Source organism: Leifsonia sp. NCR5, assembly GCF_002105485.1.
Lineage (GTDB): Bacteria > Actinomycetota > Actinomycetes > Actinomycetales > Microbacteriaceae > Leifsonia.
Genome location: NZ_NCSR01000023.1, coordinates 1 through 25,914, shown reverse-complemented (window position 1 = coordinate 25,914; position 25,914 = coordinate 1). Strand labels below are relative to the sequence as shown.

Genomic DNA, 25,914 nt, shown 5'->3' with positions numbered 1-25,914 from the left:
AAAGAGGCGGCGCCCCCTCCCGGGGACGCCGCCTCTCTCACCTCAGCACTGCCGCGGCTACGCCGCCCGCGCCATCCACTCCGCAGCACGCGCACCGGCGGTCACCCGCACGGCGCCGTCCACCGCGTCGACGGTGACGGTGCCGCCGTCGGTCAGCTCGCCGCTCACCATGAGTTCGGCGATCCTGTCGTCGATCTCGCGCTGGATGACCCTGCGCAGGGGGCGGGCGCCGTATTCCGGCTCGTAGCCGGCGTCGGCGATCCATTCCACCGCGGCGTCTGTCGCCTCGAAGCCGATCGAGCGCGCACCGAGGCGGGCGCTCGTCGCCGTAAGGAGGAGGCGCACGATGTCGCGCAGCTGCTCGGCGTCGAGCTTCCTGAACAGCACGATCTCGTCGATCCTGTTGAGGAACTCGGGACGCATCGCCTCGCGCAGTTTGCCCATCACGCGGTCGCGCAGGTCTTTCTCCGACGCGAAACCGGATGCTGAGGCGTCGCCGCCGACCGGCACGAAGCCGAGGGCGCCGCTGCGGGATGCGAGGAACTCCGAGCCGAGGTTGGAGGTCATGATGACCACCGTGTTGCGGAAGTCGACCGTCCTGCCCTGGCCGTCGGTGAGGCGGCCGTCGTCGAGCACCTGCAGCAGCAGGTTGAACACGTCGGGATGCGCCTTCTCGATCTCGTCGAACAGCACGACAGAGTACGGGTTGCGGCGCACACGCTCGGTGAGCTGACCTGCCTCGTCGTATCCGACGTATCCGGGAGGGGCACCGACCAGACGGGCGACCGTGTGGCGTTCGCCGAACTCGCTCATGTCGAAGCGGAGCATCGCCTTCTCGTCACCGAACAGGGAGGCGGCGAGCGCCTTCGCGAGTTCGGTCTTGCCGACGCCGGTGGGGCCGAGGAAGAGGAAGCTGCCGACGGGGCGGCGCTCGTCTCCGAGCCCTGTCCTGTTGCGGCGCACCGCCTTCGCGACGGCGACGACCGCGTCGTCCTGACCGATCACGCGCTCGTGCAGCTCGGTCTCGAGCTTGGCGAGGCGTTCGCGGTCCGCTTCTCCGATGCGGCTGACCGGGATGCCCGTCGCCCGCGAGATGACGCCGGCGATCTCCGGCTCGTCGACCACAGCATCCGGCCGGGGCGCGGAGCCGAGCTCGTCCAGCGAACGCTGCACCGCCTCGATCTCGTCGCGGAGGCGCGACGCCTCCTCGTAGTGCTCGGACGCGACGGCGGAGTTCTTCTCCGACTCGAGGGTGGCGAGGGTCGCCATCAGCTCTGTCGTGTCGACGCGCTTGCCGAGACGCAGGCGGAGGCGAGCCCCTGCCTGGTCGATGAGGTCGATGGCCTTGTCCGGCAGGAAGCGGTCGGAGACGTAGCGGGCGGACAATTCGACGGCCGCGCGGATCGCGTCGTCGGTGTATCGCACGCCGTGGTGCTCCTCGTACGCTCCGCGGAGCCCGGAGAGGATGAGCACCGCGTCCTCGATGCTGGGCTCGCCGACCGTCACGGGCTGGAAGCGGCGTTCGAGCGCCGGGTCCTTCTCGATGCGGCGGTACTCCTTGAGCGTGGTCGCGCCGACCAGGTGCAGGTCGCCCCTGGCGAGCCGCGGCTTCAGGATGTTGCCGGCGTCCATGCCGCCGGACTCTCCCGAGCCGCCGGCGCCGACCACGGTGTGCAGCTCGTCGATGAACACGATGAGCTCGTCCTTGGCCGCGCTGATCTCGTCCATCAGCTTCGTGAGGCGCTCCTCGAAGTCGCCGCGGTAGCGGGTGCCGGCCACCATTCCGGCGAGGTCGAGCGACACCACGCGCTTGTCGCGCAGCTGCTCCGGCACTCCGCCGTCGACGATCGCGCTGGCGAGGCCTTCGACGATCGCGGTCTTGCCGACGCCCGCCTCACCGACGAGCACCGGGTTGTTCTTGGTGCGGCGGGACAGGATCTCCACGGTCTGCTCGATCTCGTCGAGCCTGCCGATCACCGGGTCGAGCTTGCCGTCGCGGGCGAGCGCGGTCAGGTCGGTGCCGAACTGGTCGAGCATCGGAGTGGTGGATGCGTTCTCCGCGTCCTCTCCGTCAGCGGCCTGTCCAGCAGCTCCGGCGCCGACGGTCGTGGTCTGGCGCATGGCGGAGGTCAGCGCATCCGGGGTGACGCCTGCTGCCTGCAGCACCTGCCCGGCCGGGGCGTCCTGGATGATGACGAGCGCGAAGAAGAGGTGCTCGGGGTCGATGTACGTCGATCCGGATGCGCGGGCGACCTGGTACGCGTGGAACAGCGCCCGCTGGGCGGACGGGGTGATGGATGCGGCATCCACGTCGACGGGGTCGCCCGTCTGCGGGAGTCGCTGCTCTGCCGCGGCGGCGACCGCCTGCGGGTCTGCGCCGATGCGGCGCATGGCGTCTGCGGCGGGCTCTGCCGTCGCCATGACGCGGAGGATGTGCAGGGCGTCGAGCTCCCGGTGGCCGTGTTCGAGCGCGAACCGTCCGGCCTCGGCGAGGGTCTCCTGCGTGCGCCGGCTCAGGAACCGGCTGATGTCGATGGAGCGCGCGGTACGCGCACGCTCACCCGCGAGGTAACGGGCGAGGAACTCGTCGAACGAGTTTCCTTCGTTACTGTCGGGAGTGAAGTCTTCGGGCACGAAATCTCCTGTGTGTTGAAAGTTGAGTGAACTGCACTCAAGTTCAACGCTGCGGGGTGCGAGGTATTCCCGCGGGCCCGAACACGGCCGCGGCGCGTTCGCCGTCGACCGTCGGCCGCGTTAACCTTGGTGGATGGAAAGTCGCGCCGGCTCCAGGAATGGCGTCGCGAATGCCAAGGCGAGGGCGCTGTACGACGCTGTAGCGTCAGCGCTCCAGTCCCCCATGCACGCCGACGCCGACACGGTCTCCGTCGAGCACGACGCCGCCCGATTCCTCGTCCGCTTCAGCGACCTCCCTCTCGCCGCGTTCCGTGCGCGGGTGCCGCTGTCCACGCCGCCCGCCCAGGCCAAGTCCGCCGTCGCGAACGCCGCGCGGAAGGCGCACGCGAACATCCTGCAGTGGCGGGAGCTCGGCTACCTCAACGAGGTGGGGGCCAAGATCACCGCTCTCCGCGACGGCGGTGCGTACGCAGGCCGCCTGTTCGAGGCGTACGGCGCAGGGCGGCTCGACGAGGCGGAACTCGTGGCGCGGCTGCGCGAGATCCCTCCGGTCCCCCTCGACGGCCTGCCGCTCGGCCAGGGCGGTGGAGGACCGATGGAGGTCGCGGGCACAGCACTCCGGCGGCACCTCATCTCCTCTGCGCTGTTCGAGCACATCGTCGAGGAACTGGCGGACGCGGGACACCAGGCCTGATGCCGTCCACCGGGCTGAGCCGCGCGGAGGCGCGCAGGATCGCGGTGACCGCGCAGCGCCTCGACGCCGACCGGCCCACCGAACTGATCCCCCTGGTCGAGCAGCTCACCCTGCTGCAACTCGACCCGACGGCGGCCATCGCACCGAGCGCAGAGCTGATCGCCTGGACCCGTCTCGGCTCCGCCTTCCGGCCGGAGCAGCTGCGCCAGGCGGTCGAGACCGACCGCACCCTGTTCGAGCAGAAGGCGCAGGACGACCAGAGCACCCCGCCCATCGCCATGCTCCGCCCCACCTCCGCCCTCGGCCTGCACCTCGACGCGATGGCCAGGTGGCCGCGCGAGGGAAGCGGCGTGCACGCCTGGCTGGAGGCGAACGCGCAGTTCCGCCTGGATGTGCTCGCCCGGCTGCGCACCGACGGCCCTCTGCTCTCCCGCGACATCCCGGATACGGCGGCCGTGCCGTGGGAGTCCAGCGGCTGGACGCACGGCCAGAACGTGACCAGGATGCTCGAGTTCCTCTCCGCCCGGGGCGAGATCGCGACCGCAGGCCGCATCGGCAAGCAGCGCACGTGGGACCTCGCGGAGCGCGTCTATCCGTCCGGCATCGAGGTCGTCCCCGAGGAGGAGGCCGCACGCATCCGGGATGCCCGTCGCCTGCGCTCGCAGGGCATCGCCCGCGCCGCGATGGTCGGCGAAGCGGGCGTGCCGGTCGAGATCGAGGGCAGCAGCCGGCCGTGGCGGGCCGACCCGGATGCGCTGGACGCTCTGGATGCCGGCGCCGGCCACGCGTTCTCCGGCCGCACCGCGCTGCTCTCGCCGTTCGACCGGCTCATCCACGACAGGGTGCGCACGCTGGAGGTCTTCGAGTTCGAGTACCTGCTGGAGATGTACAAGCCGGCCGCGAAGCGACGCTGGGGCTACTTCGCGCTGCCGATCCTGCACGGCGACCGGCTGGTCGGCAAGCTCGACGCGACCGCGGACAAGAAGGCGGGCGTCCTCCGCGTCTCCGCCGTGCACGAGGACACACCGTTCACGCCGGAGACGCGGGATGCGGTCGACGCCGAGATCGCCGACCTCGCCGCCTGGCTCGGCCTCGCCGTCGAGCGCGCCTAGTTCGCCGCGACCGGCGCCTTCCCGTGCGGGTCGCTCGCGTTGAGCGCAGCCACCACCATCTCGTAGTCGCCGCGCGCCTCTCCGTAGCGCAGGAACTTCACCCGGTCGACCAGGATCTCCCGCGCATCCGGCTGCGTCTCCAGCAGCTCCATGACCTCGGAGACGAACGCGTCGAGCGGCATCGCCACCTCGCTCTCCTCCTGGCCGGGCAGCAGCCCGGTGCGCACCGCGGGTGGCACCAGCTCGACGACGCGCACGCTCGTGTCGGCCAGCTGCAGCCGGATGCTCTCGCTCAGCTGGTGGATGGCCGCCTTGGTCGCGTTGTAGCTCGGCGTCACGGCGAGCGGGGCGAACGCCAGACCGGACGAGACGGTGACGATGGTCGCATCCTGCCTGCTCTGCAGGTGCTCGGTGAACGCGGCGATCAGCCGGATCGGGCCGAGCAGGTTGGTGACGACGGTGGCCTCGGCGGACGCTAGGAATCCTGCTGCCGAGTGCCAGTCCTCCACCCGCATGATCCCGGCCATCGCGATCAGTACGTTGAGGTCGGGATGCGCGGCGATCACCGCTGCGGACGCCGACCGGATGCTCTCCGGGTCGGCCGTGTCGATCCGCACGGTGTGGATGCCCGGGTGCTCGTCCGCGATCCGTTCGAGCAGTTCTGCCCGGCGGCCGCCGACGATGACGGTGTTGCCCTTCGCGTGCAGGGCGACGGCGATGGCGAGGCCGATCCCGCTGGTCGCGCCGGGGATGAAGACGGTGTTTCCTGTGATGTTCATGCTTCGAGTGTCCGGGGGCTGCGCGCCTCCCGGCAGAGAGCGGTTATCGGGGGATGCGCGATCCCTGGCTCGCCACGGCCGGACGACGGATGATGGACACATGGACCGCGCAGACCTCGCCGATTTCCTCCGCAGACGCCGGGAGGAGTTGCAGCCCTCCGACGTCGGTCTCGCGTCCGGCGCCCGCCGCCGCGCGCCCTGCCTGCGGCGCGAGGAGGTGGCGCAGCTGGCGAATATGTCCGCCGACTACTACACCAGGCTCGAGCAGCAGCGCGGCCCGCAGCCGAGCGAGCAGATGCTCGGCTCCCTCGCCCGCGCCCTCCGCCTGAGCGGCGACGAACGCGACTACCTGTTCCGCGCGGCAGGCCACAACCCGCCCGACCGGTTCGCCGGGGCGGCGCACGTCGCCCCCGCTCTGCTCCGCGTGCTCGACCGGCTCGACGACACCCCCGCCCTGATCCTGTCCAACCTCGGGGAGACCCTGGTGCAGAACGGGATGTCGGCCGCGCTGCTCGGCGACCGCTCCGGCTTCACCGGCATCGAGAGGTTCGAGGCGTACCGCTGGTTCGTGCATCCGGAGACCGAGCGCATCCGGTACCCGGAGGACGACAGGGACAGGCAGAGCCGCGCGCAGGTCGCCTCGCTGCGGGTCGCGTACGGCGCGATGGGCTCCTCCTCCCAGGCCGGCGAGCTGGTGCGCACCCTGCAGCGGGAGAGCGCGGAGTTCGCCGAGCTGTGGGACAGGCACGAGGTCGCCAACCGGTTCGAGGACCACAAGACCTTGGTGCATCCGGAGCTCGGCCCGATCGAGTTGGACTGCCAGGTGCTGTTCACCGAGGACCAGTCGCAGTGCCTGCTCGTCCTCACCGCTCCACCGCGCACCGACGGCGCGGAGAAGCTCGCCCTGCTCGGCGTGCTCGGGATGCAGGCGTTCAGCTGACCGTCTTCTCGGTCTCCTCTTCCCGCTTGCGCCCCAGCACCTGTGTCGGGATGCCGCGGGACAGCGCGAGGGAGCCGACCGAGATCACGATGAGGCCGAAGATCGAGATCCTGAGCGACGAGAGCTGCGACTCCCGGTAGATCGACTCCAGCGTCTTCGCGTCGCTCTCCGACAGTCCGGCGTCCTCCCCGATCTTCTGCACGCTGTCCGCCGGGACGATGTCGACGCCGCCGTTCGTCCGCTCCTGCACGGTCGACTGCACGCTGTCGGGAAGGCTGCTGCTGGACACACCCGAGGCGAACGACGTGGCGAGCGCGCCGATCAGGATCGAGCCGATCAGCGCCGTGCCGAGCGACGAGCCCAGGTTCTGGAACACGCCCTGCAGGCCGCCGACCTCGCTGGACTGCTTCTCGCCGACACTGGACATGTTCACGTTGCCGAGCTGGGAGGCCAAGAGCCCGAGCGCCCCGCCTGCCAGGAACATCCCGATGCCGAACAGCCAGCTCCGCAGGTCGGCGGTGACCGCACCGAGCAGGATGAGCGAGCTGACCACCAGGATCACCTGCCCCACCCGCACGATCCGCCTCGGCGACCAGAACCGGGACAGCATCGTGCCGAGCACGGAGAACAGGATGAGCGCGATGGAGAGCGGGAAGATCTTGAGTCCCGTGGACAGCGCATCCAGCCCCAGCGTCATCTGCAGGTAGACCGGCACCATGAAGAACAGCCCGGCCGTGACCGCGTACTGCGCGCCGAGCACGCTGAGGCCGCTGCGCAACTGCCGGATGCCGAACATCTCGATGTGCACGAGCGGCGATCTGCCGGAGTCGGCCAGTTTCCGCTGCCTTCGCGCGAACAGGAACAGCAGCACGCCGCCGATCAGCATGAACCAGGCCGTCAGCGAGATCCCGAACGGGTTGATCGGCACGCCGCCGATCACCGGGGAGTGCAGCGGGATGAGCCAGCCCCAGGTCTTGCTCTGCAGCATCCCGTAGACCACGAACACCAGGCCGAACGCCGACAGCAGCACGCTCCACAGGTCGATCCTCGACTTCGTGCGTCCCGTCGCGTCGCGCACCACCCTGCTGAAGAGCACGACGATCGCCATGATGACCACCTCGGAGACGAACACGTATCGCCAGTCGAGGTAGGTGGTGACGTACCCGCCGATCAGCGGCCCGGCGGCGACCGCCGCACCGGATACGGCTCCGATGATCGCGTACGCCGTGATCCTGTCGTGCCCGCGGTAGTTGTCGGCGATCAGGGCGGCGATGGCCGGGATGACCAGCACGGCCCCCAGCCCCTCGATCACGGACCAGCCGAGGAACAGCGTCTCGATGTTCGGGCTCACCGCGGTCAGCAGTGACCCCAGCGCGTACACGCACGAGCCGATCACGAACGCCCTGCGCCTGCCCCAGACGTCGCCCAGCTTCGCGCCGAGCAGCATGAACGCCGCCATCGTCAGCGTGTAGAAGGTGATCGCGGCCTGCATCGCCGCGACCGTGGTGTGCAGGTCGGCCACGACGGTCGAGATGGAGACGTTCATCACGGTGCCGTCGAGCACCATCACGAACTGGGCGCTTCCCAGGACGATGACGACCGACCACTTCCTCATGTGCGGCTCCCGACTCTGCGGGGTGTTCCTCCCCGACCGGATGCGCTCAGTATGTTCCTCCGCGCGCATCGGCCGCAATGGCGCGGTCAGCCGCGGTCGGCGCTCCTGGCCGCGCGCACCAGGATGCGCGCGGCGTCCCTCGCCTGCTCTGCGGCGTCCGCCGTCCCCGCGATGGCCGCTGTGGTCTGCGCGCCCTCGGCGAGGATCGCGAGCTGGGGAGCGAGCGACGGGGATGCGCCGGCCTCCTCGACGAGCCGTGCGACGTACTCCTGGAACGACTGCTTGTGCTTCCTGGCCGCCGCGACGACATCCGGATGCCCGCCGCCGAGCTCCCCGAACGCGTTGATGAAGCCGCAGCCGCGGAACGAGTCGTCGGCGAACCAGTCCGCCAGGTAGTCGTAGATGGCGAGGAGCTTCTCTTCCGGGTCGTCGACGGTGGCGACCCTGCCTGCGACGCCGTCCGTCCACATCCGGTGTCTCCTGTCGAGCACGGCGAGCACGAGGTCGTCCTTCGACGGGAACTCCAGGTACAGCTTCCTGAGCGACACGCCCGCCGTGTCGCGGATCTCGTCCATGCCGACGGCCGTGATGCCGCGCGCGTAGTAGAGGTCGTCCGCCGCGTCGACGATGCGGTCCCGCACAGCTTCTCCGGTCATAGCCAGAAGTATAGCTTGCGCGAGAACCATCGTTCTCATATGATCGTCAACAGCAGCCGAGAACGACCGTTCTCGGCGAACAGCACACACGAAAAGGGATACGGACATGGCGTTCATCACCGTCGGCGAAGAGAACAGCACCCCCATCGAGCTCTACTACGAAGACCACGGGACGGGCCGGCCCGTCGTCCTCATCCACGGCTTCCCGCTGGACGGCCACTCCTGGGAGAAGCAGTCCGCCGCCCTCCTGGACGCCGGCTACCGCGTGATCACCTACGACCGCCGCGGCTTCGGCCAGTCCAGCCAGCCGGCCACCGGATACGACTACGACACCTTCACCTCCGACCTCGCCACCGTCCTCGAGACGCTCGACGTGCGGGATGCGGTCCTCGTCGGCTTCTCGATGGGCACCGGTGAAGTGGGCAGGTACCTCGGCACCCACGGCTCCGAGCGGGTCAGCAAGGCCGCATTCCTCGCACCGCTGGAGCCGTACCTGCTGAAGACGGACGAGAACCCGGACGGCGCGGCTCCGCTCGAGTTCTTCCAGGGCATCGTCGACGCGGTGAAGGCCGACCGCTATGCGTACTTCACCGCCTTCTACAACGACTTCTACAACCTGGACGAGAACCTCGGCAGCCGCATCAGCGAGGAGGCCGTGCGCAACAGCTGGGCCGTCGCGGCCGGAAGCGGCGCCGTCGCATCCAGTGCTGCTCCGCTCACCTGGTTCACCGATTTCCGCGCGGACATCGCGAAGGTCGACGTGCCAGCTCTCATCCTGCAGGGCACGGCGGACCGCATCCTGCCGATCGACGCCACAGGCCGCCGCTTCACCGCAGCGCTCCCCGACGCGGAGTACGTCGAGATCGAGGGCGCCCCGCACGGCCTGCTCTGGACCCACGCCGACGAGGTGAACGCCGCCCTGCTGGCCTTCCTCGCCAAGTAGCCGAACAGGCAACACCCCACCGAGCGCCGGGGCGGACGGATCATCCGCCCGCCCCGGCGCTCTCGGCTGGCATACGACATTCCCCTAGTTCCTTGCCAGACAGCCTGCGTAACCTTCGAGGTCCGCCGCACTGCCGGCTTCACGTACGGAGGGGAAACGCATGACGACACGGTCGCTGCCTGCGCCGCGCGCCGATCGGCGGCCGTTCCGCGTCGGCTTCTTCGCCCGTCGCCGCCTGATCGAGCAGGCCAGGCAGGATGCGGCGACCACCGCCTCCGGCCCGGCCAGGGATGCGGACTCCGGCGAGCCGACCACCCCGCACGTCCAGGCGATGCAGGCCCACGCCGACGGATACGCCCGGCGCGAGGAGCAGCGCTTCTTCGCGAGGATCGACCGCGAACTCACCGAGTACCGCGTGCTGTCGAGGGCGCTCGACACCGACCTCGCCGACTACGACGCGCTCACCGGCGACGTCCGGCTCGACGACCGCGAGTTCATCGCCAACGGCACCGGCCCCGGCTTCGAGGAGCTGCGCAGGCTGGAGCGGCGCATCAAGCGCGGCAAGCGCCGCGTCGACGAGCTCTCCGCCCTCATCCACTCGCGGTTCACCGCCGCGAAGCTGCGCACCAACCGCTACTACGACCACGCGGACGAGAAGCTCGCCGTCTACTGGGGCGCGTACCGCAGGGAGCTCGCACCGGACAGGGGGCTCGACAGGGCGCCGGTCCTTCGGCGCTCCGAGTGGCTCACCACGAAAGAGAACACCCGGCTTCTCGAACTCTGGCAGGGGAGAAACGATGTCAAAGCGTGACCGGCAGCCCGCCGACTACTCCGTTCCGAAGACCGGCCGACTCCGCCGCCGGCTGTTCTGGCGCCTGCGCAGGATGCGCGCCGCCGTCGACGTCGAGACGCTGGAGGTGTTCGAGCACGAGCTCGCCGCGTTCGAGCGCGGTGGCATCGCGGAGATCGAGCGGCAGCGCACCCGCAACCTGGCCGCCTGCGCCGCCCGCGTCACCGCGTCGCAGAAGCGCGAGGAGCTGATCCGCGGCTCCATCGAGCGCACCGAGCACCAGCTGAAGCGCGCCGAGGTCGCCGCCGAGCGACTGGATGCGCGCCTGCTCGGCCACGACCCCGACCTGCACAACTACGCCTGAGACGGAGTGGAGACACATCATGGCCAGAGACATCGTCGAGAGACCGCCGCGCATCCGTCCCCGCGTCGGGCACATGTCGCGCTTCGCGCACGTGCTCGTCTACCTGCTGCTGCTCGGGATGATCACCGTCGACTACGTGCTGCTGTCGCAGGCGCTCACCCTGCTGCTGCGCAACGACAGCCAGTACGGCTCGATCGGGCTGCAGATGTACGTGATCACGCTGGGCATCTCGCTCGCCGTCGTCACCCTGCCGCACGTCGTCGCCGTCGTCATGCGGCGCATCCAAGCCAGGGTCATGGACAGGCGCTGGTCGATCGCCGCCGTGCTGATGTCGCTGATCTGGGTGGCGCTGCTCACCGCCATCACCGTCGCCAGGATCAAGGCGGGCATCGACGCGCAGAACGCCGGCGGCCTGACCGGCCTCGTCGGAGGCTCGGCGGCACCGGCCGCGACCGGCTTCTCCTGGACGGCGCCGGACACGATCATGGCGTTCCTCATGCTCGGCGTGCTCGCCACCTCCGGAGCGATCAGCTTCATCGTGGCGTGGCTCACCACCCGCCCGCTGCTCAGCGCCTCCGAGAAGGCGCACGCGCACGTGGACGAGCTGCGCCGCTACCGCGACCGCCTGCTCGGCGAGGCCGTCGCCGCCCGCGAGGAAACCGCCCAGGCCATGCACCTGGCCGCCGCGGACGGCGCCAGATACACCGGCGCCAGGATCACCTTCGCCTCGCGCGTCGACGTGCTCCGCGCCCAGCTCGCAACCCGGCTCGCCCAGCACGAGCGCGACCCGGAGAGCACCAGCCAGATCATCCGCGAGCTGCGCGCCAGACGGCTGAGCGACCCCGAGCTCGGCCAGGGTGCCCAGCCCGGTCGGCTGACCGACTGAGCCCCCTCCTCCCGAACGTCTCCCGAAAGGACGACCGTTGACCTCCCGACCTCTCGCCAAGGCCTTCGTCGCCATCGCGGCCGCCGTCGCCCTGGGTGCCACCATGACCGCCTGCGCATCGGCCACCGCATCCGGCGCGGCCTGCGACCAGTCGCAGAAGCGCAACATGGGCGTCGTCGCCGGGAGCACCGCGAACGCCCCCGTCACGAACCTCCCCGCCTCCGCCGTCGACCAGTTGAAGGCGGTCGGCGCCAGCAACGGCAGCGTGACGGTGGTCGTCCCCTCCGGCACCCCGCAGGTGATGGGCACGACGGTGATCGGCTCGACGGCTCAGGATGCCGTGGTCTGCCAGAACGACCAGCGCACCAAGCTCACCCAGATCACCTCGTACATCAACGGCCTCGCCTCCGCATCCCCCGAGGTCGACTTCCTCGCCTCCATCGACCAGGCCGCCCGCAACCTCGGCTCCCACCCGATGGGCGTCCTCGTGATCGGCAGCGGCCTGCAGACCACCGACCCGCTGAACTTCTCCACGAGCGGCGTCCTCTACGCAGATCCGGCCCAGGTCGTCAGCGACCTGACCTCCCGCGGCCTGCTCCCCACCGACCTCAAGGGCGTCACCGTCTACTGGTCCGGGATGGGCGATGTCGCGGGAGCGCAGACCCCACTGACCATCCCGGCCAGGAGCAACCTCACCGCCATCTGGACCGCGATCGTGAAGGCGGCAGGGGGCACCCTGTCCCTGCTGCCGGAGCCGGCATCCGGCGCCGCCCGCTCCGGGCTCCCCGCCGTCTCGGCGGTGCCCGTCGAGGCCGTCCAGACAAAGACGGACTGGACGAAGCCCATCGTCATCCGCAACAGCGACCTCCTCTTCACGAAGGACACGGCCACGTTCTCCGACCAGGCGAAAGCCCAGTCCGTCCTCGGCGAGCTGGTGCCGTCGATCGAGCAGAACGGTCAGCCGATCACGGTCACGGGCACAGCGTCCAAAGACCAGGCGACGGACAACACCGCGGACACGGCCCTGTCGCTGAAGCGCGCGGACGCCGTGAAAGCCGCCCTGGTGAAGCTCGGCGTCTCCCCCGGCCTGCTCACCACGGCCGGAGTCGGCTACGACTGGTGCGGCTGGAAAAGCGAGACGGACGCGGCGGGAAAGTACTCGGACGCCCTCGCAGAGCAGAACCGCTCCGTCATCCTCACGTCCGCCGGCGTCTCCCTCTGCAGCTGACTACCGTCCCGTCCCGTTCACCCGGGCGAGCAGGGACGCGAGCTGCTCCACGTCTCCGCGATCCCATTTCCGCAGGTTGCTGTAGAACACCCGCTGGTCGCTGGCACGCACCTCGTTGACCTTCTCGATCGCCTCCGTCGTGGCGACCAGATAGCTGGCCCGCCTGTCCTCCGGGTCGCTGCGTCTCTCGACCAGTCCGAGGTCTTCCAGGATGCGCACCTGGCGGCTGACGACGCTCTTGTCGGTGGACAGCATCCCGGCGAGGGCGCCGGCGTGGACCGGTCCCGTCCTGGCGAGGGTGCTGAGGAGTTTGAAGCCGACCGGCTGCAGGTCGGGATGCACGCCGGCCGCCCGGTCGCGCATCCCGGCGCTCACCTTGTTGAAGAGGACGGTGAACTGCTCCTCGACGGAGGCGATGGCCTCGTCGTTCTCGCGGGTGGCGGCGCCGCTCGGCGCCACCACCCGTTCCGCGTTGCTCATGGCCGCGATCATAACCGACCGGCTAGCGCTGTTCCTCCGAGCGTTCGGACGGCGGACGCACAGCGCCGACCGAGCCGGTGACCGGGGCGCCGATCATGGCCTCCGCGACCTCGATCGCGGTCTCTTCGGCCTCTTCCGCCCCGTTGTGACCTGTACGCTCTCGCATCTTCTCGAGCGCCGTCTGCGTGCCGAGCTTGATGTTCGGCAGGAACAGGATGGCGATGATCGTGATGACCGCGAGCGGCACCGCGATGAGGAAGATGTCTGCGACGGCCTGGCCGTAGACGGACTCGATGATCGTGCGCACACCGACGGGGAGCTTGTTGACCTCCGGCAGCGTGCCGCTCTGCAGCGACTTCGCCACCTCGGCGCCCGCAGCGCCGAGCTTGCCGATCGCGACCTGCAGGTCGTGCTGTCGCTCGCCGAGCATCGTGACCACCTTGGAGCCGAGCACGCTGCCCATCACCGAGACGCCGACCGTGCCGCCGAGGCTGCGGAAGAACGCCACGGACGAGCTGGCGACGCCGAGCTGCGACGGGTCGACCGTGTTCTGCACGATCAGCACGAGGTTCTGCATCACCATGCCGACGCCGGCGCCGAGGATGAACATGTAGATCGAGACGATGACGTAGTTGGTGTCGTACTCGATCGTGCTCATCAGGTAGAGGCCGATCGTGAGCATGATCGAACCGACGATCATGTACGGCTTCCATTTGCCGAAGCGGCTGATCAGGTTTCCGACGACCATGGACGAGATCAGCAGACCGCCGATCATCGGCAGCGTCAGCAGACCGGACTCCGTCGGCGTCGCACCGCGGGCGAGCTGCATGTACTGGCTGAGGAACACCGACGTCCCGAACATCGCGACACCCACCGAGATGGATGCGATCACCGCGAGGGTGAACGTGCGGTTCTTGAACAGGGACAGCGGGATGATCGGCTCCTTGACCAGAAGCTCGGTGATGACCGCAGCGACGAGCATCAGCACGGAGGCGCCGACCATCCACGCGGTCGTCCAGCTCCACCAGTCGAACTGCGTGCCGGCCATGCTGACCCAGATCAGCAGGAGCGAGACGCCACCGGCGATGAGCACGGCGCCGAGGTAGTCGATCTTGACCTTGCCCTTCGGGCGCTTCGGCAGGCGCAGCGTGAGCTGCAGCAGGATGATGGCGAGGATCGCGACGGGCACGCCGACGAAGAAGTTCCAGCGCCAGCCGATCGAGTCGGTGAGCAGACCGCCGATCAGCGGTCCTCCGATGGTGCCGACGGCCATGATCGCCCCGAACAGGCCCATGTAGCGACCGCGGTCACGCGGGCTGATGATGTCGGCCATGATGATCTGACTGAGGGCGGTCAGACCGCCGGCGCCGAGACCCTGCACGACACGGAATGTGATCAGCATCTCGGGGTTCTGCGAGAACCCGGCGAGCGCGGAGCCGAGCACGAACAGGCCGAGGGCGAGCTGGATGAGCAGCTTGCGGTTGAGCAGGTCGGCGAGCTTGCCCCAGATGGGCGTGGACACCGTGGTCGCGAGCAGCGTGCTGGTGACGACCCAGGTGAAGGCGGACTGGTCGCCGCCGAGTTCGGAGATGATGCGGGGCAGCGACGACGAGACGACGGTTCCGGCGAGGATCGAGACGAACATCCCGAGCAGCAGGCCGGACAGCGCTTCGAGCACCTGCCGGTGTGACATGGACGCCGACGGCGCCTCTTCCTCTCGGGTGAGAGAGCGTGACATGTTTTTCCTTCGTAATTGGTTGACGAGGAGCAACGATATATAATTAGGTGACCGAAATCAACTAATTCTCTGCATTGCTGCAAAATTTCTCAATATGCAAACTCCAGCACCGGCCGCCGAGCCCGGCCTCCGCGAGCGCAAGAAGGCGCAGACACGCGCCAGCCTCGAGCGCGCCGCCGTGACGCTCACCCTCGACCGCGACATCGACGACGTCACCATCGACGAGATCTGCGCGGCCGTCCCCGTCTCGCACCGCACGTTCTTCAACTACTTCGACTGCAAGGAGGACGCGCTCCTCGGCTTCCGCCACTCCTGGGGCGACGCCGCCCTGGTCGCGGAACACCTCGAACGCGTCTACGCGGGCAGCATCGTCGAGTGCGTCGTCACCACGCTGATCCGGGGCCTCCCCACAGCCACCGACCCCGACCTGCACGCGGCCAGGATGCTCATCGCCTCCCGCAACCCCGGACTCATCCAGAGCAGGATGCGCCGCCTCGACGACCTGCGCTCCGGCCTGGTCGGCTCCATCGCCGACCTGATGCTGCGCGAGGGACTGGTGGACGCTGACGGTCCCGTCTCCGCCGAGGCCCAGGCCGAGCTCGTCGTCGTCACCTGCATCGGCAGCATCCGCATCGCCCTCCGCGAGTGGGCGGACGCCGGCGCCGTCGGCAGCCCGGACGAGGTCGCGGCGCGCAGCGTCGCCGTTGCGCGTACCCTCAGCGCGCTCTCCTGAGCTCCGCCTACTCCCGCCCGCGGTTGCGCCGCCGCACCACCCGCGGCGCACGCCCGGCCAGGAACGACTTGCCAGGGTCGACCACGAAGCCCTGACGCAGCGCCTCGCGGCCGATCAGCATCCGGAAGCCCATCTGGTCACGGTTGCTGAGCGTGGTCTCCGCCGTGATGGTGCGCCCGAACAGGTGCACGTCCACCAGCACGACGATGCGCTCCTCCGCATGCCCGGACGAGCTGCGGACGGTGCGGCGGTCGTGCACGGGGCACTCCACCGTGACCACGTCGTCCTCCGACCTCTGCCACGGCCGCACCCGGAAGCGGACCGTGTCGCCGTCGTCCTCGATGTCGAAGGCGTGCAGCGCAGAGCTGCGCGCGCCGGTGTCGAGCTTGGCTTTGATCCAGGGCACGCCGACATCGGGCAGGCTCACCCATTCGCGCCAGCCCACGATGGTGCTTGAATGGAGGTCGTCTTTCACACCCACCATCTTGGCAGGACACCCCCGATGAAACTCGCGCTCCTTTCGCGCGCCCCGCAGGCGTACTCCACTCAGCGGCTCCGAGCGGCCGCGCTGCAACGGGGGCACAGAGTGAAGGTGCTGGATACGCTGCGCTTCGCCATCGACCTGTCCGGCGACGAGCCCGACCTGCAGTACCGGGGCAAGCTGCTGTCCGACTACGACGCGATCCTGCCGCGCATCGGCAACTCGATCACGTACTTCGGCACGGCCGTCGTGCGCCAGTTCGAGCAGATGGACGTGTACACGCCCAACACCGCGAACGGCATCACCAACTCCCGCGACAAGCTGCGGGCGACGCAGATCCTGTCCCGCCACAACATCGGGATGCCGGCGACGGCGTTCGTGCACAGCCGCGCCGACGTGCGCCTCGCCATCGAGAAGGTGGGAGGGGCGCCCGTCGTCATCAAGCTGCTGGAGGGAACGCAGGGCATCGGCGTCATCCTCGCCCCCGAGGTGAAGATCGCGGAGGCCATCATCGAGACGCTGCACTCGACCAAGCAGAACGTGCTGATCCAGAGCTTCATCTCGGAGAGCCGCGGCCGCGACATCCGGGCGCTGGTCGTCGGCGACCGCGTCGTCGCCGCGATGCGCCGCAGGGCGAACGGTGACGAGTTCCGCTCCAACGTGCACCGCGGCGGCTCCGTCGAGCCGGTGGAGCTGTCGCCGGAGTACGAGCAGGCCGCCGTGCGCTCCGCCCAGATCATGGGCCTCCGCGTCGCCGGTGTCGACATGCTGGAGGGCAACGACGGCCCTCTGGTCATGGAGGTCAACTCCTCCCCCGGGCTGGAGGGCATCGAGACGGCGACCGGGCTGGATGTGGCCGGTGCGATCATCGACTTCATCGACAACCAGGTCGCGTTCCCCGAGATCGACGTGCGTCAGCGCCTCAGCGTCTCCACCGGATACGGCGTGGCCGAGCTGGTCGTGCACGGCAACGCCGACCTCGTCGGCAAGCGGATGCGCGACTCCGGCCTCGGCGAGCGCGACATCACCGTGCTCACCCTGCACCGCGGAGCGACCGTCATCCCGAACCCGCGCGGAGACGTCGAGCTGGAGGCGGGCGACCGTCTCCTCTGCTTCGGCAAGCTGGAGGAGATGCGCTCGATGATCCCCGAGCGTCGCCGTCGCCGCACCAAGGTCCGCAAGCTGCCAAAGGAGCCGCTGCCGGAGAGCTAGGCTCCCACTCTCTCCCAGCCGGACGCGAGCGGCAGCGGTTCTCCCGGCAGCGAGGCCCAGGCGTCCCAGTCCACCGATAACGGGAACGCCTGCGCTTCGACGGCCGCCACCGCCCGCCGTCGTGCGTCTTCGACCGCGGCGATCCTGGCGGCGTCGAACTTGCCCGTCTCCTCCGCCCAGGCGAGTTCGTCCTCGTCCTTGAGGCTGTGGCTGCCGTCCGGCTCTGCGATCACATCCAGGATCCAGTCGGCGGTGTCGAACCCGAGCGGCGTGCGCACCCACGGCGACTCCAGGTTCACGTAGGCGTGCTCCGTCCACCCGTCCGGGGTGAGCCAGCGCCACATCGACCACGGCTGTCCTGGCACGTGCACGCGCAGCACGCCGTCGCCCGTCCAGACGTGCTCCTCGTAGCCGCCGCCCCAGCCGCCGGGCAGCATGTTGCGCCCGCGCGGCCCTCCGCGTCGCCCGACGGCCACTCTGCCGACGGTTCCCGCCGGCTGCCAGAGGGCGATGCACCGCTCGGAGTCTTCGACCACGTAGTGCTGGTAGACGCTGCTGATGCGGTCGTCGGAGACCCAACGGAGGAGTGAGGTCGCTGTGGTCGCGGTGGTCTGCGGCATGGAGTGGAGTCTAGCCGTGCAGGGCAGGCTCCCCGCTCCGCTCGACCTCGTGCTCGTCGTCGAGGAACGCCTCGTGGTGATAGCCGGACCCGTCGAGCACGACCACCGTCGATTCCGGCACCTCCAGGAACACGCCGGGCAGGTCGTTGAGCGGTTCGGACACCACGAGGTGGGCACGCCGGTCGAAGATCTTGAAGCGTTCGATGTCGGGGTACATCTCCAGCAGGGTCGGGATGTCCACCGAGTGGAACAGCGACCGCGTCCTGTGCTGCGTCGAATACCGGAAGGCCCAGATGGTCTTCCCGTCCGCCACGGCGAGAGTCCCCTGCATCGGGAACCGGATGTCGTGCGCGTGCCCGATCTCTTCGACCTTCCGGATGGCCGCGGCGACCGCCGAGATCGGGTCGTCCCGCAGCCCGTAGGAGAGGGCGAGGTAGAACAGCACCTCGCTGTCCGTCGTGCCCTGGATGTACGGGTACAGGGCGGGGTCGACCGCCATCGTGAGGTCCCGTTTGATCTTCGGGAACTCGTCGATCGCCCCGTTGTGCATGAACATCCAGTGCTCGTAGCGGAACGGGTGGCAGTTGGTCTGCTGGATCGGTGGATGCGTCGCCGCCCGCACGTGGGCGAAGAACATCGGGCTCTCGATCGCCGTCGAGAGCTCCCGCAGATTGGCGTCGTTCCACGCCGGTTCCGTGCTGTGGAAGATCGCGGGGGTGTCGTCGCGGGTTCCCCCACTCGGGTACCAGCCGAGGCCGAAGCCGTCGCCGTTGACCGGCTCTGCTCCGAGAGACGAGTTGAGCGACTGCGCGACGATCGAATTCTGCGCGTCGAGCACCAGGGTCGACGGTCTGAGCGGCCCTCCGGAATATGCCAGCCATCTACACATCGCACGACCTCCTCGTCAGTGCTTTCGGTATGGGCTCATCCTCTCACCGGGGAGGCCCACCGACTAGCCCGGGTTTCCGCTGGCCGCCCAGGCGCGCGCGACCATCGGGATGGTCCCGTCCTCCTGGATCGGCAGGTGCCCGACCAGGTGATCGCGGAGCCGGTCCCGTGCTGCGGCATCCAGCCCCGCGACGTAGCCTGGTGCCGGCCCCTGCCCGCCGAGGAACGGCGTCCAGTAGTCGTCGAAGTCGCCGAACACGGTCTGGATGTCGATCGCCCGCACGGTCACGCCGGTCAGGCCGGCGGCGGCGAACTCCTCCCCCAGCGCCTCCGGCCGGCACAGGGGGAACCGGGCGGCCTCGTCCAGCTCGGCCGCCGCCGGATCGAGCTCGACCGCCGCATCCCAGAAGCAGCGCAGGAACTCCATCCGGCCGCCGTAGTCCCACACCGTCGCCGCGACCATCCCGCCCGGCCGCACCACCCGGACGGCCTCGGCGAGCGCCACCTGCACCTCCGGCACGAAGTTCAGCACCAGCCCGGACACCGCGACGTCGATGGATGCGCCGGGCAGAGGAAGCGCGTCTGCCGACCCCCGCAGCAGCCTCGCCCTTCCGCCCAGGTTCGTGGCGGCCGAGCGCAGGAAGCCGTCCGACGGTTCGACCCCGACGACCGACGCCGGGTCGCACCTGTCCAGGATCGCGCCGGTCAGCGCTCCGGTGCCGCACCCCACATCCAGCCAGTCGAGTCCGGGCCCAGCACTCAGTCCGTCGAGGAACGGCACAGCGAGCAGCCTGCTCCACCGCCCCACGTACCGCTCGTACGCGTCGCCGCGCTCCCAGGTGTCTCCGCCGTCCCCGTCCACGGTCCCCAGTGTGCGCCTCCCCCGCCCGCGGCGCACCGAATCGCCCGCAAACACTGGACTATTGTTGCCACCCGCAACAGAATGCAGTTATGAGGGGCCCTCATGTTATCCGCACTCCGGATCAACGACTGCGGATCTTCGTCAGTTCCACGCTGCAAGAGCTCGCCGATGAGCGTCGCGCCGCGCGGTCCGCCATTGAGCGCCTGCACCTCGCGCCCGTCATGTTCGAGCTCGGCGCCCGCCCGCATCCGCCCCGCGATCTGTACCGCGCCTACCTCGAACAGAGCGACGTGTTCCTCGGCCTCTACTGGGAGCGCTACGGCTGGGTGGCCCCGGAGGAGGAGGTCTCCGGCCTCGAGGACGAGTACAACCTCTGCCCGGACGACCTCCCGCGCCTGCTCTACGTCAAGACGCCCGCCGAGCGCCGGGAGCCCAAGCTCACCGAGCTGCTCAACCGCATCAGGGACGACGACCGCGCCGCGTACAAATACTTCGAGTCGGCGAAGGAGCTGGCCCGCCTCGTCGAGGCCGACCTCGCCACCCTGCTCGCCGAGCGCTTCGAGCAGAGCAGGTCGTTCGTGCCGCTCGACGTCCCCGCCGACGCGGACAGGGTCGCGGAGCCGGTCCGCCTTCCCGAACCGCTCACCGGGCTCATCGGCCGTCACGCCGACCTGGATGCGATCCGCGACCTGTACAGCGCGGGCGCCCGCCTCGTCACGCTCACCGGCCCCGGAGGCATCGGCAAGAGCCGCCTCGCCCTCGCGGCGGCGCGCGCCGTCACCCCCGCGTTCGTCGACGGCGCCGTGTTCGTCGACCTGTCGGCCGTCCACGACCCCGACCGGGTGCCCGCCGCCATCGCGCAGGCGCTCGGCGTCCGGGACACCGGAGACGCCCCCATCATGGAGAACCTGGCGACGGCCCTGCAGGACAGACACCTGCTGATGGTGCTCGACAACTTCGAGCAGGTGCTCACCGCCGCTCCCACCCTCACCGCGTTGCTCGCCGCAGCGCCCGGCGTCTCGATGATGGTCACCAGCCGCGCGCTGCTCCGGCTCACCGCCGAGCAGAGTTTCGAGGTCGGTCCGCTCCCGGAGGACTCGTCCGTCAGCCTCTTCGTCGAGCGCGCCCACGCCGTCAAGCCGGACTTCGAGGTCACGGACGAGAACCGGTCGGCGGTCACCGGCGTCTGCGCGGCCGTCGACGGGATGCCGCTGGCCATCGAGCTCGCCGCGGCGCGCATCCGGGTGCTCTCCCCCGACGACCTGCTCGACAGGCTCGACCGCAGCCTCTCGGTGCTCGTCGGCGGTTCCCGCGACCTCCCCGAACGGCAGCAGACGCTCCGCAGGACGATCGAGTGGAGCACCCAGCTGCTCGACGACGACCAGCGCAGGCTGCTCGCACGCCTCGGCGTGTTCGAGGGCGGCTTCACCCTGGAGGCGGCGGAGGCGATCGGGTCGGAGGTCATCGGTGCGGACGCGAGCGCGGAGGGAGCCGCTGCCGTCCGCGACGTCCTCGGCGACCTCGCCGCCCTCGTCGACAGCAGCCTGGTCCGGCAGCAGGACGGGGATGGGCGCGCCCGGTTCGCCATGCAGGCCATCGTGCGCGAGTACGCCAGGGAGCAGCTGTGGGACGCCGGTCTGCTGCACGCCGCCCGCGAGGCGCACGCCCGCTTCGTGCTCTCGCTCGGCGACAGCGCCAAAGAGGAGCTGAAGGGCGGCAGGCAGCGCGAGTGGCTGAGACGGCTCGGCGACGAACGGGACAACCTGCGCGCGGCCGAGCGGTTCCTGCTCGGCAGCCGCGACTGGGACCGCGCCGCCCACCTCGCGTACAGCCTCTACCTCTACTGGTGGGTCTCCGGCCTGCTCGGCGAGGTCAGGACCTGGATGGACGAGGCCCTCGACTCGGGAAGCGACCTCAGCGACCACACCAGGGCGATCGCCCTCTACTTCACCAGGACCATCATGTTCTGGAAGGACCCGGACGGCAGCGTCGCCGCCGAGCTCGCGGAGAGCGCCGACCTGTTCCGCAGCGTGAGCGATCCGGACGGCGAGGGCCTGACCCGCATCTCCCTCGCCCTCGCGCTGCTTGCCGGCGCGAAGCCCGACCCAGAGCGCGCGGAGGAGGTCATGCAGGAGAGCCTGCGCCTGTTCCGTTCCAGCGGCAGCGTGTGGGGCGAGTCGATGGCGCTCGTCCTCCTCGGCCGCGTCTCGCTGCGGAAGCAGGACATCCAGGAGGCGAGGGACCGGTTCGCGAGGAGCCTCGCCCTCACCCGCTCCGCCGGGGATGCGGTCGGAGAGCGGATCGCCACCTACCACCTGGGCTGGGCGCAGCTGATGCTCGGCGAGACGGACGACGCCCGCGCCGACTTCGCCCGCAGCGTCACGGTCTCCGCCGCGCTCGGCCACGTCGAGGGTCTGGCGTACGGCCTGGAGGGCATGGTCGCCATCGCCGCCATCGCCGGTGACGTGGACCGGGCAGGGCGGCTGGCCGGCGCCGCCAGGGCGCTCCGCGAGCGCAGCGGTCTGCACAACGGACCGACGTTCACCTTCCACCAGAAATACCTCGACCGGCTCACCGCCGCCGGCGACGGCGCTGCCCTGGATGCGGCCATCGCCGCCGGCCGCGAACTCTCGGTCGAGCAGGCGGTCGCCGAGGCACTCGCCGAGGTCGGCGCCTGAGCCGTCACCGCCTTCCGGCCTCGCCGCGCACCGCGTCCGTATCCGCCGGATCGCGCTGCCGCCTGCTCAGGTACAGGATCGGTATCCCGATCAGCTCCACCACCCCACCGATCACCAGGGACGTCCCGTACCCCCAGGCGTCGGCCGCGCGCCCGAGCGCCGGCTGGATGAACACCCCACCGAGGCTGCCGAACAGCGAGTCGAACGAGAGCACCGTCGCCCGCTGCTTCGACGGGATCATGTCGTTCAGGTACGCCTGCCGCACCGGCCCGGCCACCGCGAACACGAACCCCCACACCACTAGGAACACCACCGCCAGCCAGAACAGGCTCGTGATCCCGAGCACCACCAGCACCACCACGCTGCACAGCGATGCCCCGATCACCGTGGTGGTCCGCCGCGCGAACAGCCCCCGGATGCGCGGGGCGAGCACGCCGCCCGCCACCTGCGCCAGCGACAGGATCGCCGCCGCCAGCCCGGCCACCGAGTACGCGGTCGGATCCCCGTACAGCTCCAGCAGGTACGGCTGCAGCGCGTAGAACGCGTAGATGCCGACCCCGGATGCGAACGGTGCAGACAGGATCACGTAGCGCACCGAGCGCCTCCGCAGCCCGTGGTCGATGGACTGGACGAGCACGTTCCTCGTCGCCTTGAGCGGCCCCATCGACCGGTCCGGCGTGAACCCGATGTCCTTCATCACCACCGCCGCGAACACGAACATCACCACCAGGACCCCCGCCCGCAGCAGGAACGGCACGCCCAGGTTCGTCGCCTGAGCGATCACCCCGCCGAGCACGGAGCCCGCGAACATCGCGACGCCCGTCACCACCAGCCCGCGCCCGAACACCGCCTCGAGACTCCCCGTGTACTCGGTGGCGGCCAGCGCATCCACCAGCCAGGCGTCGACGGCGCCGGAGAAGAAGGTGAACCCCAGGCCGAGGAGTACGGACACGAGCGCCCACCAGACGAACGGGGCGTGCGAGAGCCAGAGCATCCAGTACAGCGCGGTGGTCACCGACAGCGTCACCGTGCCGAGCAGATACGACGCCTTCCTGCCGACGGTGTCGGCGACGACGCCGGTCGGGATCTCGAAGACCACCATCCCAGCGGTGAAGAACGCGTTCGCAGCGAACGCCTCGAAGTTGGTCAGCCCGGCGTCCAGCAGGAACAGCGTGTTGATGCCCCAGATGAAGGACGCAGCCAGCGTGTTGCCGAGCAGCAGGGTCAGGTAGATCCTCTGCACTCGCCGTGCCGCCGGGTTCATGACCAGCGTCCGCTCCGCGCATCCGGTGTCGTCACACCTGCCATCATCGACCCGCGCGGCCCGTGACGCCAGGCTCGCGCGAGCGGCTGAGCCCGCTGAGGACTACCGTTGAACGTATGACAGCACCGGATACAGCGCAGGACGAGGCAGAGACTGCCCGCGAAGCGACGACATTCTCTGAGCTGGGACTCGACGGGGCTGTGCTGAAGGCACTCAAGGACGTGGGTTACGAGACCCCGTCCGCCATCCAGGCCGCGACCATCCCACTCCTCCTCGAAGGCCGCGACGTCGTCGGCCTCGCCCAGACAGGCACCGGCAAGACGGCGGCGTTCGCGCTGCCGATCCTGTCCAGGCTCGACACCTCCCAGAAGACCCCGCAGGCACTCGTCCTGGCACCCACGCGCGAGCTCGCGCTGCAGGTGTGCGAGGCGTTCGAGAAGTACGCAGCGCACGTGCGCGGCGTCCACGTCCTCCCGATCTACGGCGGCCAGGGCTACGGCGTGCAGCTGTCCGCGCTCCGCCGCGGCGTCCACGTCGTCGTCGGCACGCCCGGCCGCATCATGGACCACCTGGCCAAGGGCACCCTCGACCTCTCCGAGCTCAAGTACCTCGTGCTCGACGAGGCGGACGAGATGCTCAAGATGGGCTTCGCCGAAGACGTGGAGACGATCCTCGCCGACACCCCGGACGACAAGCAAGTGGCGCTGTTCTCCGCCACGATGCCGGCCCAGATCCGCCGCATCTCCAAAAAGTACCTGCACGACCCGGAAGAGATCACGGTCAAGAACAAGACCACGACCTCGGCCAACACCACGCAGCGCTACCTGATGGTCTCGTACCCGCAGAAGGTGGATGCGCTCACCCGCATCCTCGAGGTCGAGAACTTCGAGGGCATGATCGTCTTCGTCCGCACCAAGAACGAGACGGAGACCCTCGCCGAGCGCCTGCGCGCCCGCGGATACTCGGCCGCCGCCATCAACGGCGACGTGGCCCAGGCTCAGCGCGAGCGCACCGTCGACCAGCTGAAGTCGGGCAAGCTCGACATCCTGGTGGCGACGGATGTGGCCGCCCGCGGTCTCGACGTCGAGCGCATCAGCCACGTCGTCAATTTCGACATCCCGATCGACACGGAGTCGTACGTGCACCGGATCGGCCGCACCGGCCGCGCCGGCCGCAGCGGCGCCGCGATCAGCTTCGTCACTCCCCGTGAGCGCCGGCTGCTGGCCGCGATCGAGAAGGCCACGCGTCAGCCGCTGACCCAGATGCAGCTGCCCACGATCGAGGACGTCAACGTCACGCGCCTGGCGCGCTTCGACGACGCGATCACGGATGCGCTGGGCCAGGAGGACAGGATCGCCCGCTTCCGCGACATCATCACCCACTACGTGGAGCACCACGACGTGCCGGAGGCCGACGTGGCCGCGGCACTCGCCGTGGTGGCTCAGGGCGAGGAGCCGCTGCTGCTCTCCCCCGAGGACGAGCTCTCCCGCCGGGTGGAGCGCGACGGCCGCAGCGCGGAGCGCACGCGCGACTCGCGCGACGGACGCGACACCCGCGACTCCCGGGGCGACCGCTCCGCTCGTTCGGACCGTCCGGAGCGCCGCAGCCGTCCGAGCGGCAAGCCGATGGCGTCGTACCGTCTGGAGGTGGGCCGCCGTCAGAAGGTGGAGCCGCGCCAGATCGTCGGCGCCCTGGCCAACGAGGGCGGCCTGAGCCGCGAGGACTTCGGAGCCATCCAGATCCTCCCCGCGTTCTCCCTGGTAGAGCTGCCGGCGGATCTGCCGGGAGACGTCCTCCAGCGCCTGGAGAGCACACGCATCGGAGGCAAGCTCATCGAGCTGCGCCCCGACCGCAGGGGCGGCACCGTCCACCGCGACGACCGTGCTCCGCGGGCGGACCGCGACGATCGCCCGGCGCGCAAGCCGCGCCACAAGTAGCGCCAGCACCCCTGCCACAACGGAGAAAGGGCCGCCCGGTTTCGGGTGGCCCTTTCTTCATGTCCGCACCGGCATATAGCCGTCTGTGTGGTGTTGTGGTGGTGTTAAATGCGAAAGAGCCACCCGGTGTGGGGTGGCTCTTTCTAAAAGGAGTCCGGCGGTGTCCTACTCTCCCACAGGGTCCCCCCTGCAGTACCATCGGCGCAGAGAGTCTTAGCTTCCGGGTTCGGAATGTGACCGGGCGTTTCCCTCTCGCTATGGCCGCCGAAACACTATTGATGTATCAAAGTGAACGGACCAATCAGCTGATTGGTTCGGTTCTCGACCGTACATCGAGAACCACATAGTGGACGCAAGCATTCTTCAGGCCTCACACACCA

The 25,914-nt window shown here is 69.5% G+C and carries 23 protein-coding genes and 1 rRNA gene; 12 read left to right on the top strand and 12 right to left on the bottom strand.

What is annotated here, in order from left to right; all coding sequences use genetic code 11:
• Window positions 1–57: 57 nt before the first annotated feature.
• Window positions 58–2,634, bottom strand: coding sequence for an ATP-dependent Clp protease ATP-binding subunit (locus B7438_RS16465; RefSeq protein WP_085370770.1), 2,577 nt, complete (start codon window positions 2,632–2,634; stop codon window positions 58–60).
• 133 nt (window positions 2,635–2,767) lie between these two features.
• Here B7438_RS16465 and B7438_RS16460 point away from each other — a divergent pair, with 133 nt between their 5' ends.
• Together B7438_RS16460 and B7438_RS16455 are read left to right on the top strand one after the other, a co-directional pair.
• Complete coding sequence (locus B7438_RS16460; protein ID WP_143466012.1) at window positions 2,768–3,328, top strand: hypothetical protein; 561 nt, start codon at window positions 2,768–2,770, stop codon at window positions 3,326–3,328.
• On the top strand, window positions 3,328–4,440 hold the full coding sequence (locus B7438_RS16455; protein WP_085370768.1) for a DNA glycosylase AlkZ-like family protein: 1,113 nt from the start codon (window positions 3,328–3,330) through the stop codon (window positions 4,438–4,440). Before B7438_RS16460 ends, B7438_RS16455 begins: the two co-directional genes overlap by 1 nt.
• On the opposite strand, the gene B7438_RS16450 is transcribed toward B7438_RS16455, so the two are convergent.
• Entirely contained in the window at window positions 4,437–5,219 is a 783-nt protein-coding gene (locus B7438_RS16450; RefSeq protein ID WP_085370767.1) for an SDR family oxidoreductase, read from the bottom strand. The two genes, B7438_RS16455 and B7438_RS16450, sit on opposite strands and share 4 nt — an antisense overlap.
• Before the next feature lie 100 nt (window positions 5,220–5,319).
• Here B7438_RS16450 and B7438_RS16445 point away from each other — a divergent pair, with 100 nt between their 5' ends.
• Window positions 5,320–6,159, top strand: a complete 840-nt coding sequence (locus B7438_RS16445; protein ID WP_085370766.1) for a helix-turn-helix transcriptional regulator — start codon at window positions 5,320–5,322, stop codon at window positions 6,157–6,159.
• Here the strand turns inward: B7438_RS16445 and B7438_RS16440 are convergent.
• Window positions 6,152–7,774: an MFS transporter gene (locus B7438_RS16440; RefSeq protein ID WP_085370765.1), complete on the bottom strand. Its 1,623-nt coding sequence runs from the start codon at window positions 7,772–7,774 to the stop codon at window positions 6,152–6,154. The two genes, B7438_RS16445 and B7438_RS16440, sit on opposite strands and share 8 nt — an antisense overlap.
• An 86-nt stretch (window positions 7,775–7,860) precedes the next feature.
• Window positions 7,861–8,430 (bottom strand): TetR/AcrR family transcriptional regulator, encoded by a 570-nt coding sequence (locus B7438_RS16435; RefSeq protein WP_085370764.1) that lies wholly within the window; start codon window positions 8,428–8,430, stop codon window positions 7,861–7,863.
• Between the two features lie 106 nt (window positions 8,431–8,536).
• Here B7438_RS16435 and B7438_RS16430 point away from each other — a divergent pair, with 106 nt between their 5' ends.
• From B7438_RS16430 to B7438_RS16410, 5 genes are all read left to right on the top strand, one after another.
• Window positions 8,537–9,373, top strand: coding sequence for an alpha/beta fold hydrolase (locus tag B7438_RS16430; RefSeq protein ID WP_085370763.1), 837 nt, complete (start codon window positions 8,537–8,539; stop codon window positions 9,371–9,373).
• Window positions 9,374–9,533: 160 nt separating this feature from the next.
• Window positions 9,534–10,184 (top strand): hypothetical protein, encoded by a 651-nt coding sequence (locus B7438_RS16425; RefSeq protein WP_085370762.1) that lies wholly within the window; start codon window positions 9,534–9,536, stop codon window positions 10,182–10,184.
• Entirely contained in the window at window positions 10,171–10,527 is a 357-nt protein-coding gene (locus B7438_RS16420) for a hypothetical protein (RefSeq protein WP_085370761.1), read from the top strand. The genes B7438_RS16425 and B7438_RS16420 overlap by 14 nt, the downstream gene beginning before the upstream one ends.
• Window positions 10,528–10,546: 19 nt before the next feature.
• Window positions 10,547–11,413 (top strand): hypothetical protein, encoded by an 867-nt coding sequence (locus B7438_RS16415; protein WP_085370760.1) that lies wholly within the window; start codon window positions 10,547–10,549, stop codon window positions 11,411–11,413.
• 37 nt (window positions 11,414–11,450) lie between these two features.
• Window positions 11,451–12,641: an OmpA family protein gene (locus tag B7438_RS16410; RefSeq protein WP_256922085.1), complete on the top strand. Its 1,191-nt coding sequence runs from the start codon at window positions 11,451–11,453 to the stop codon at window positions 12,639–12,641.
• Here B7438_RS16410 and B7438_RS16405 read toward each other — a convergent pair whose 3' ends face one another.
• A complete protein-coding gene (locus tag B7438_RS16405; protein ID WP_247597323.1) occupies window positions 12,642–13,121 on the bottom strand; it encodes a MarR family winged helix-turn-helix transcriptional regulator in 480 nt (159 codons plus the stop codon). It abuts the gene before it with no gap.
• A 22-nt stretch (window positions 13,122–13,143) separates the two neighbouring features.
• On the bottom strand, window positions 13,144–14,814 hold the full coding sequence (locus B7438_RS16400; protein WP_085370792.1) for an MDR family MFS transporter: 1,671 nt from the start codon (window positions 14,812–14,814) through the stop codon (window positions 13,144–13,146).
• A gap of 139 nt (window positions 14,815–14,953) precedes the next feature.
• On the opposite strand from B7438_RS16400, the gene B7438_RS16395 reads away from it, so the two are divergent.
• On the top strand, window positions 14,954–15,592 hold the full coding sequence (locus B7438_RS16395) for a TetR/AcrR family transcriptional regulator (RefSeq protein ID WP_085370758.1): 639 nt from the start codon (window positions 14,954–14,956) through the stop codon (window positions 15,590–15,592).
• A 7-nt stretch (window positions 15,593–15,599) separates the two neighbouring features.
• Here the strand turns inward: B7438_RS16395 and B7438_RS16390 are convergent, their stop codons facing one another.
• The gene (locus B7438_RS16390) at window positions 15,600–16,076 is read right to left on the bottom strand and encodes a RimK/LysX family protein (protein WP_085370757.1); all 477 of its coding nucleotides are present in this window, start codon (window positions 16,074–16,076) and stop codon (window positions 15,600–15,602) included.
• Window positions 16,077–16,094: 18 nt separating this feature from the next.
• On the opposite strand from B7438_RS16390, the gene rimK reads away from it, so the two are divergent.
• Window positions 16,095–17,285, top strand: coding sequence for a 30S ribosomal protein S6--L-glutamate ligase (gene rimK, locus B7438_RS16385; protein WP_085370756.1), 1,191 nt, complete (start codon window positions 16,095–16,097; stop codon window positions 17,283–17,285).
• Here rimK and B7438_RS16380 read toward each other — a convergent pair.
• The 3 genes from B7438_RS16380 to B7438_RS16370 all read right to left on the bottom strand — a co-directional run bounded on the left by B7438_RS16380 (window position 17,282) and on the right by B7438_RS16370 (window position 19,655).
• Window positions 17,282–17,905, bottom strand: a complete 624-nt coding sequence (locus B7438_RS16380) for a DUF402 domain-containing protein (protein ID WP_085370755.1) — start codon at window positions 17,903–17,905, stop codon at window positions 17,282–17,284. The two genes, rimK and B7438_RS16380, sit on opposite strands and share 4 nt — an antisense overlap.
• A 10-nt stretch (window positions 17,906–17,915) precedes the next feature.
• Entirely contained in the window at window positions 17,916–18,794 is an 879-nt protein-coding gene (locus B7438_RS16375) for a class II glutamine amidotransferase (protein ID WP_085370754.1), read from the bottom strand.
• A gap of 63 nt (window positions 18,795–18,857) precedes the next feature.
• Complete coding sequence (locus B7438_RS16370) at window positions 18,858–19,655, bottom strand: class I SAM-dependent methyltransferase (protein WP_085370753.1); 798 nt, start codon at window positions 19,653–19,655, stop codon at window positions 18,858–18,860.
• A gap of 89 nt (window positions 19,656–19,744) precedes the next feature.
• Between B7438_RS16370 and B7438_RS16365 the strand changes: the two genes are divergently transcribed.
• Window positions 19,745–22,333, top strand: coding sequence for a DUF4062 domain-containing protein (locus B7438_RS16365; RefSeq protein WP_085370752.1), 2,589 nt, complete (start codon window positions 19,745–19,747; stop codon window positions 22,331–22,333).
• A 4-nt stretch (window positions 22,334–22,337) separates the two neighbouring features.
• On the opposite strand, the gene B7438_RS16360 is transcribed toward B7438_RS16365, so the two are convergent.
• Window positions 22,338–23,597 carry an MFS transporter gene (locus B7438_RS16360; RefSeq protein WP_085370751.1) on the bottom strand — a complete coding sequence of 420 codons (1,260 nt, stop codon included), beginning with the start codon at window positions 23,595–23,597 and terminating at the stop codon, window positions 22,338–22,340.
• Between the two features lie 116 nt (window positions 23,598–23,713).
• Between B7438_RS16360 and B7438_RS16355 the strand changes: the two genes are divergently transcribed.
• On the top strand, window positions 23,714–25,534 hold the full coding sequence (locus B7438_RS16355; protein WP_085370750.1) for a DEAD/DEAH box helicase: 1,821 nt from the start codon (window positions 23,714–23,716) through the stop codon (window positions 25,532–25,534).
• A 152-nt stretch (window positions 25,535–25,686) separates the two neighbouring features.
• On the opposite strand, the gene rrf is transcribed toward B7438_RS16355, so the two are convergent.
• A 5S ribosomal RNA gene (rrf, locus tag B7438_RS16350) occupies window positions 25,687–25,803 on the bottom strand.
• Window positions 25,804–25,914: the final 111 nt, after the last annotated feature.

Bases quoted from the DNA above. Each gene is read 5' to 3' on its own strand.
- B7438_RS16460 (WP_143466012.1), top strand. From the start codon at position 2,768: ATGGAAAGTCGCGCCGGCTCCAGGAATGGCGTCGCGAATGCCAAGGCG.
- B7438_RS16455 (WP_085370768.1), top strand. From the start codon at position 3,328: ATGCCGTCCACCGGGCTGAGCCGCGCGGAGGCGCGCAGGATCGCGGTG.
- B7438_RS16450 (WP_085370767.1), bottom strand. From the start codon at position 5,219: ATGAACATCACAGGAAACACCGTCTTCATCCCCGGCGCGACCAGCGGG.
- B7438_RS16445 (WP_085370766.1), top strand. From the start codon at position 5,320: ATGGACCGCGCAGACCTCGCCGATTTCCTCCGCAGACGCCGGGAGGAG.
- B7438_RS16440 (WP_085370765.1), bottom strand. From the start codon at position 7,774: ATGAGGAAGTGGTCGGTCGTCATCGTCCTGGGAAGCGCCCAGTTCGTG.
- B7438_RS16435 (WP_085370764.1), bottom strand. From the start codon at position 8,430: ATGACCGGAGAAGCTGTGCGGGACCGCATCGTCGACGCGGCGGACGAC.
- B7438_RS16430 (WP_085370763.1), top strand. From the start codon at position 8,537: ATGGCGTTCATCACCGTCGGCGAAGAGAACAGCACCCCCATCGAGCTC.
- B7438_RS16425 (WP_085370762.1), top strand. From the start codon at position 9,534: ATGACGACACGGTCGCTGCCTGCGCCGCGCGCCGATCGGCGGCCGTTC.
- B7438_RS16420 (WP_085370761.1), top strand. From the start codon at position 10,171: ATGTCAAAGCGTGACCGGCAGCCCGCCGACTACTCCGTTCCGAAGACC.
- B7438_RS16415 (WP_085370760.1), top strand. From the start codon at position 10,547: ATGGCCAGAGACATCGTCGAGAGACCGCCGCGCATCCGTCCCCGCGTC.
- B7438_RS16405 (WP_247597323.1), bottom strand. From the start codon at position 13,121: ATGAGCAACGCGGAACGGGTGGTGGCGCCGAGCGGCGCCGCCACCCGC.
- B7438_RS16400 (WP_085370792.1), bottom strand. From the start codon at position 14,814: ATGTCACACCGGCAGGTGCTCGAAGCGCTGTCCGGCCTGCTGCTCGGG.
- B7438_RS16395 (WP_085370758.1), top strand. From the start codon at position 14,954: ATGCAAACTCCAGCACCGGCCGCCGAGCCCGGCCTCCGCGAGCGCAAG.
- B7438_RS16390 (WP_085370757.1), bottom strand. From the start codon at position 16,076: ATGGTGGGTGTGAAAGACGACCTCCATTCAAGCACCATCGTGGGCTGG.
- rimK (WP_085370756.1), top strand. From the start codon at position 16,095: ATGAAACTCGCGCTCCTTTCGCGCGCCCCGCAGGCGTACTCCACTCAG.
- B7438_RS16380 (WP_085370755.1), bottom strand. From the start codon at position 17,905: ATGCCGCAGACCACCGCGACCACAGCGACCTCACTCCTCCGTTGGGTC.
- B7438_RS16375 (WP_085370754.1), bottom strand. From the start codon at position 18,794: ATGTGTAGATGGCTGGCATATTCCGGAGGGCCGCTCAGACCGTCGACC.
- B7438_RS16365 (WP_085370752.1), top strand. From the start codon at position 19,745: ATGAGGGGCCCTCATGTTATCCGCACTCCGGATCAACGACTGCGGATC.
- B7438_RS16360 (WP_085370751.1), bottom strand. From the start codon at position 23,597: ATGAACCCGGCGGCACGGCGAGTGCAGAGGATCTACCTGACCCTGCTG.
- B7438_RS16355 (WP_085370750.1), top strand. From the start codon at position 23,714: ATGACAGCACCGGATACAGCGCAGGACGAGGCAGAGACTGCCCGCGAA.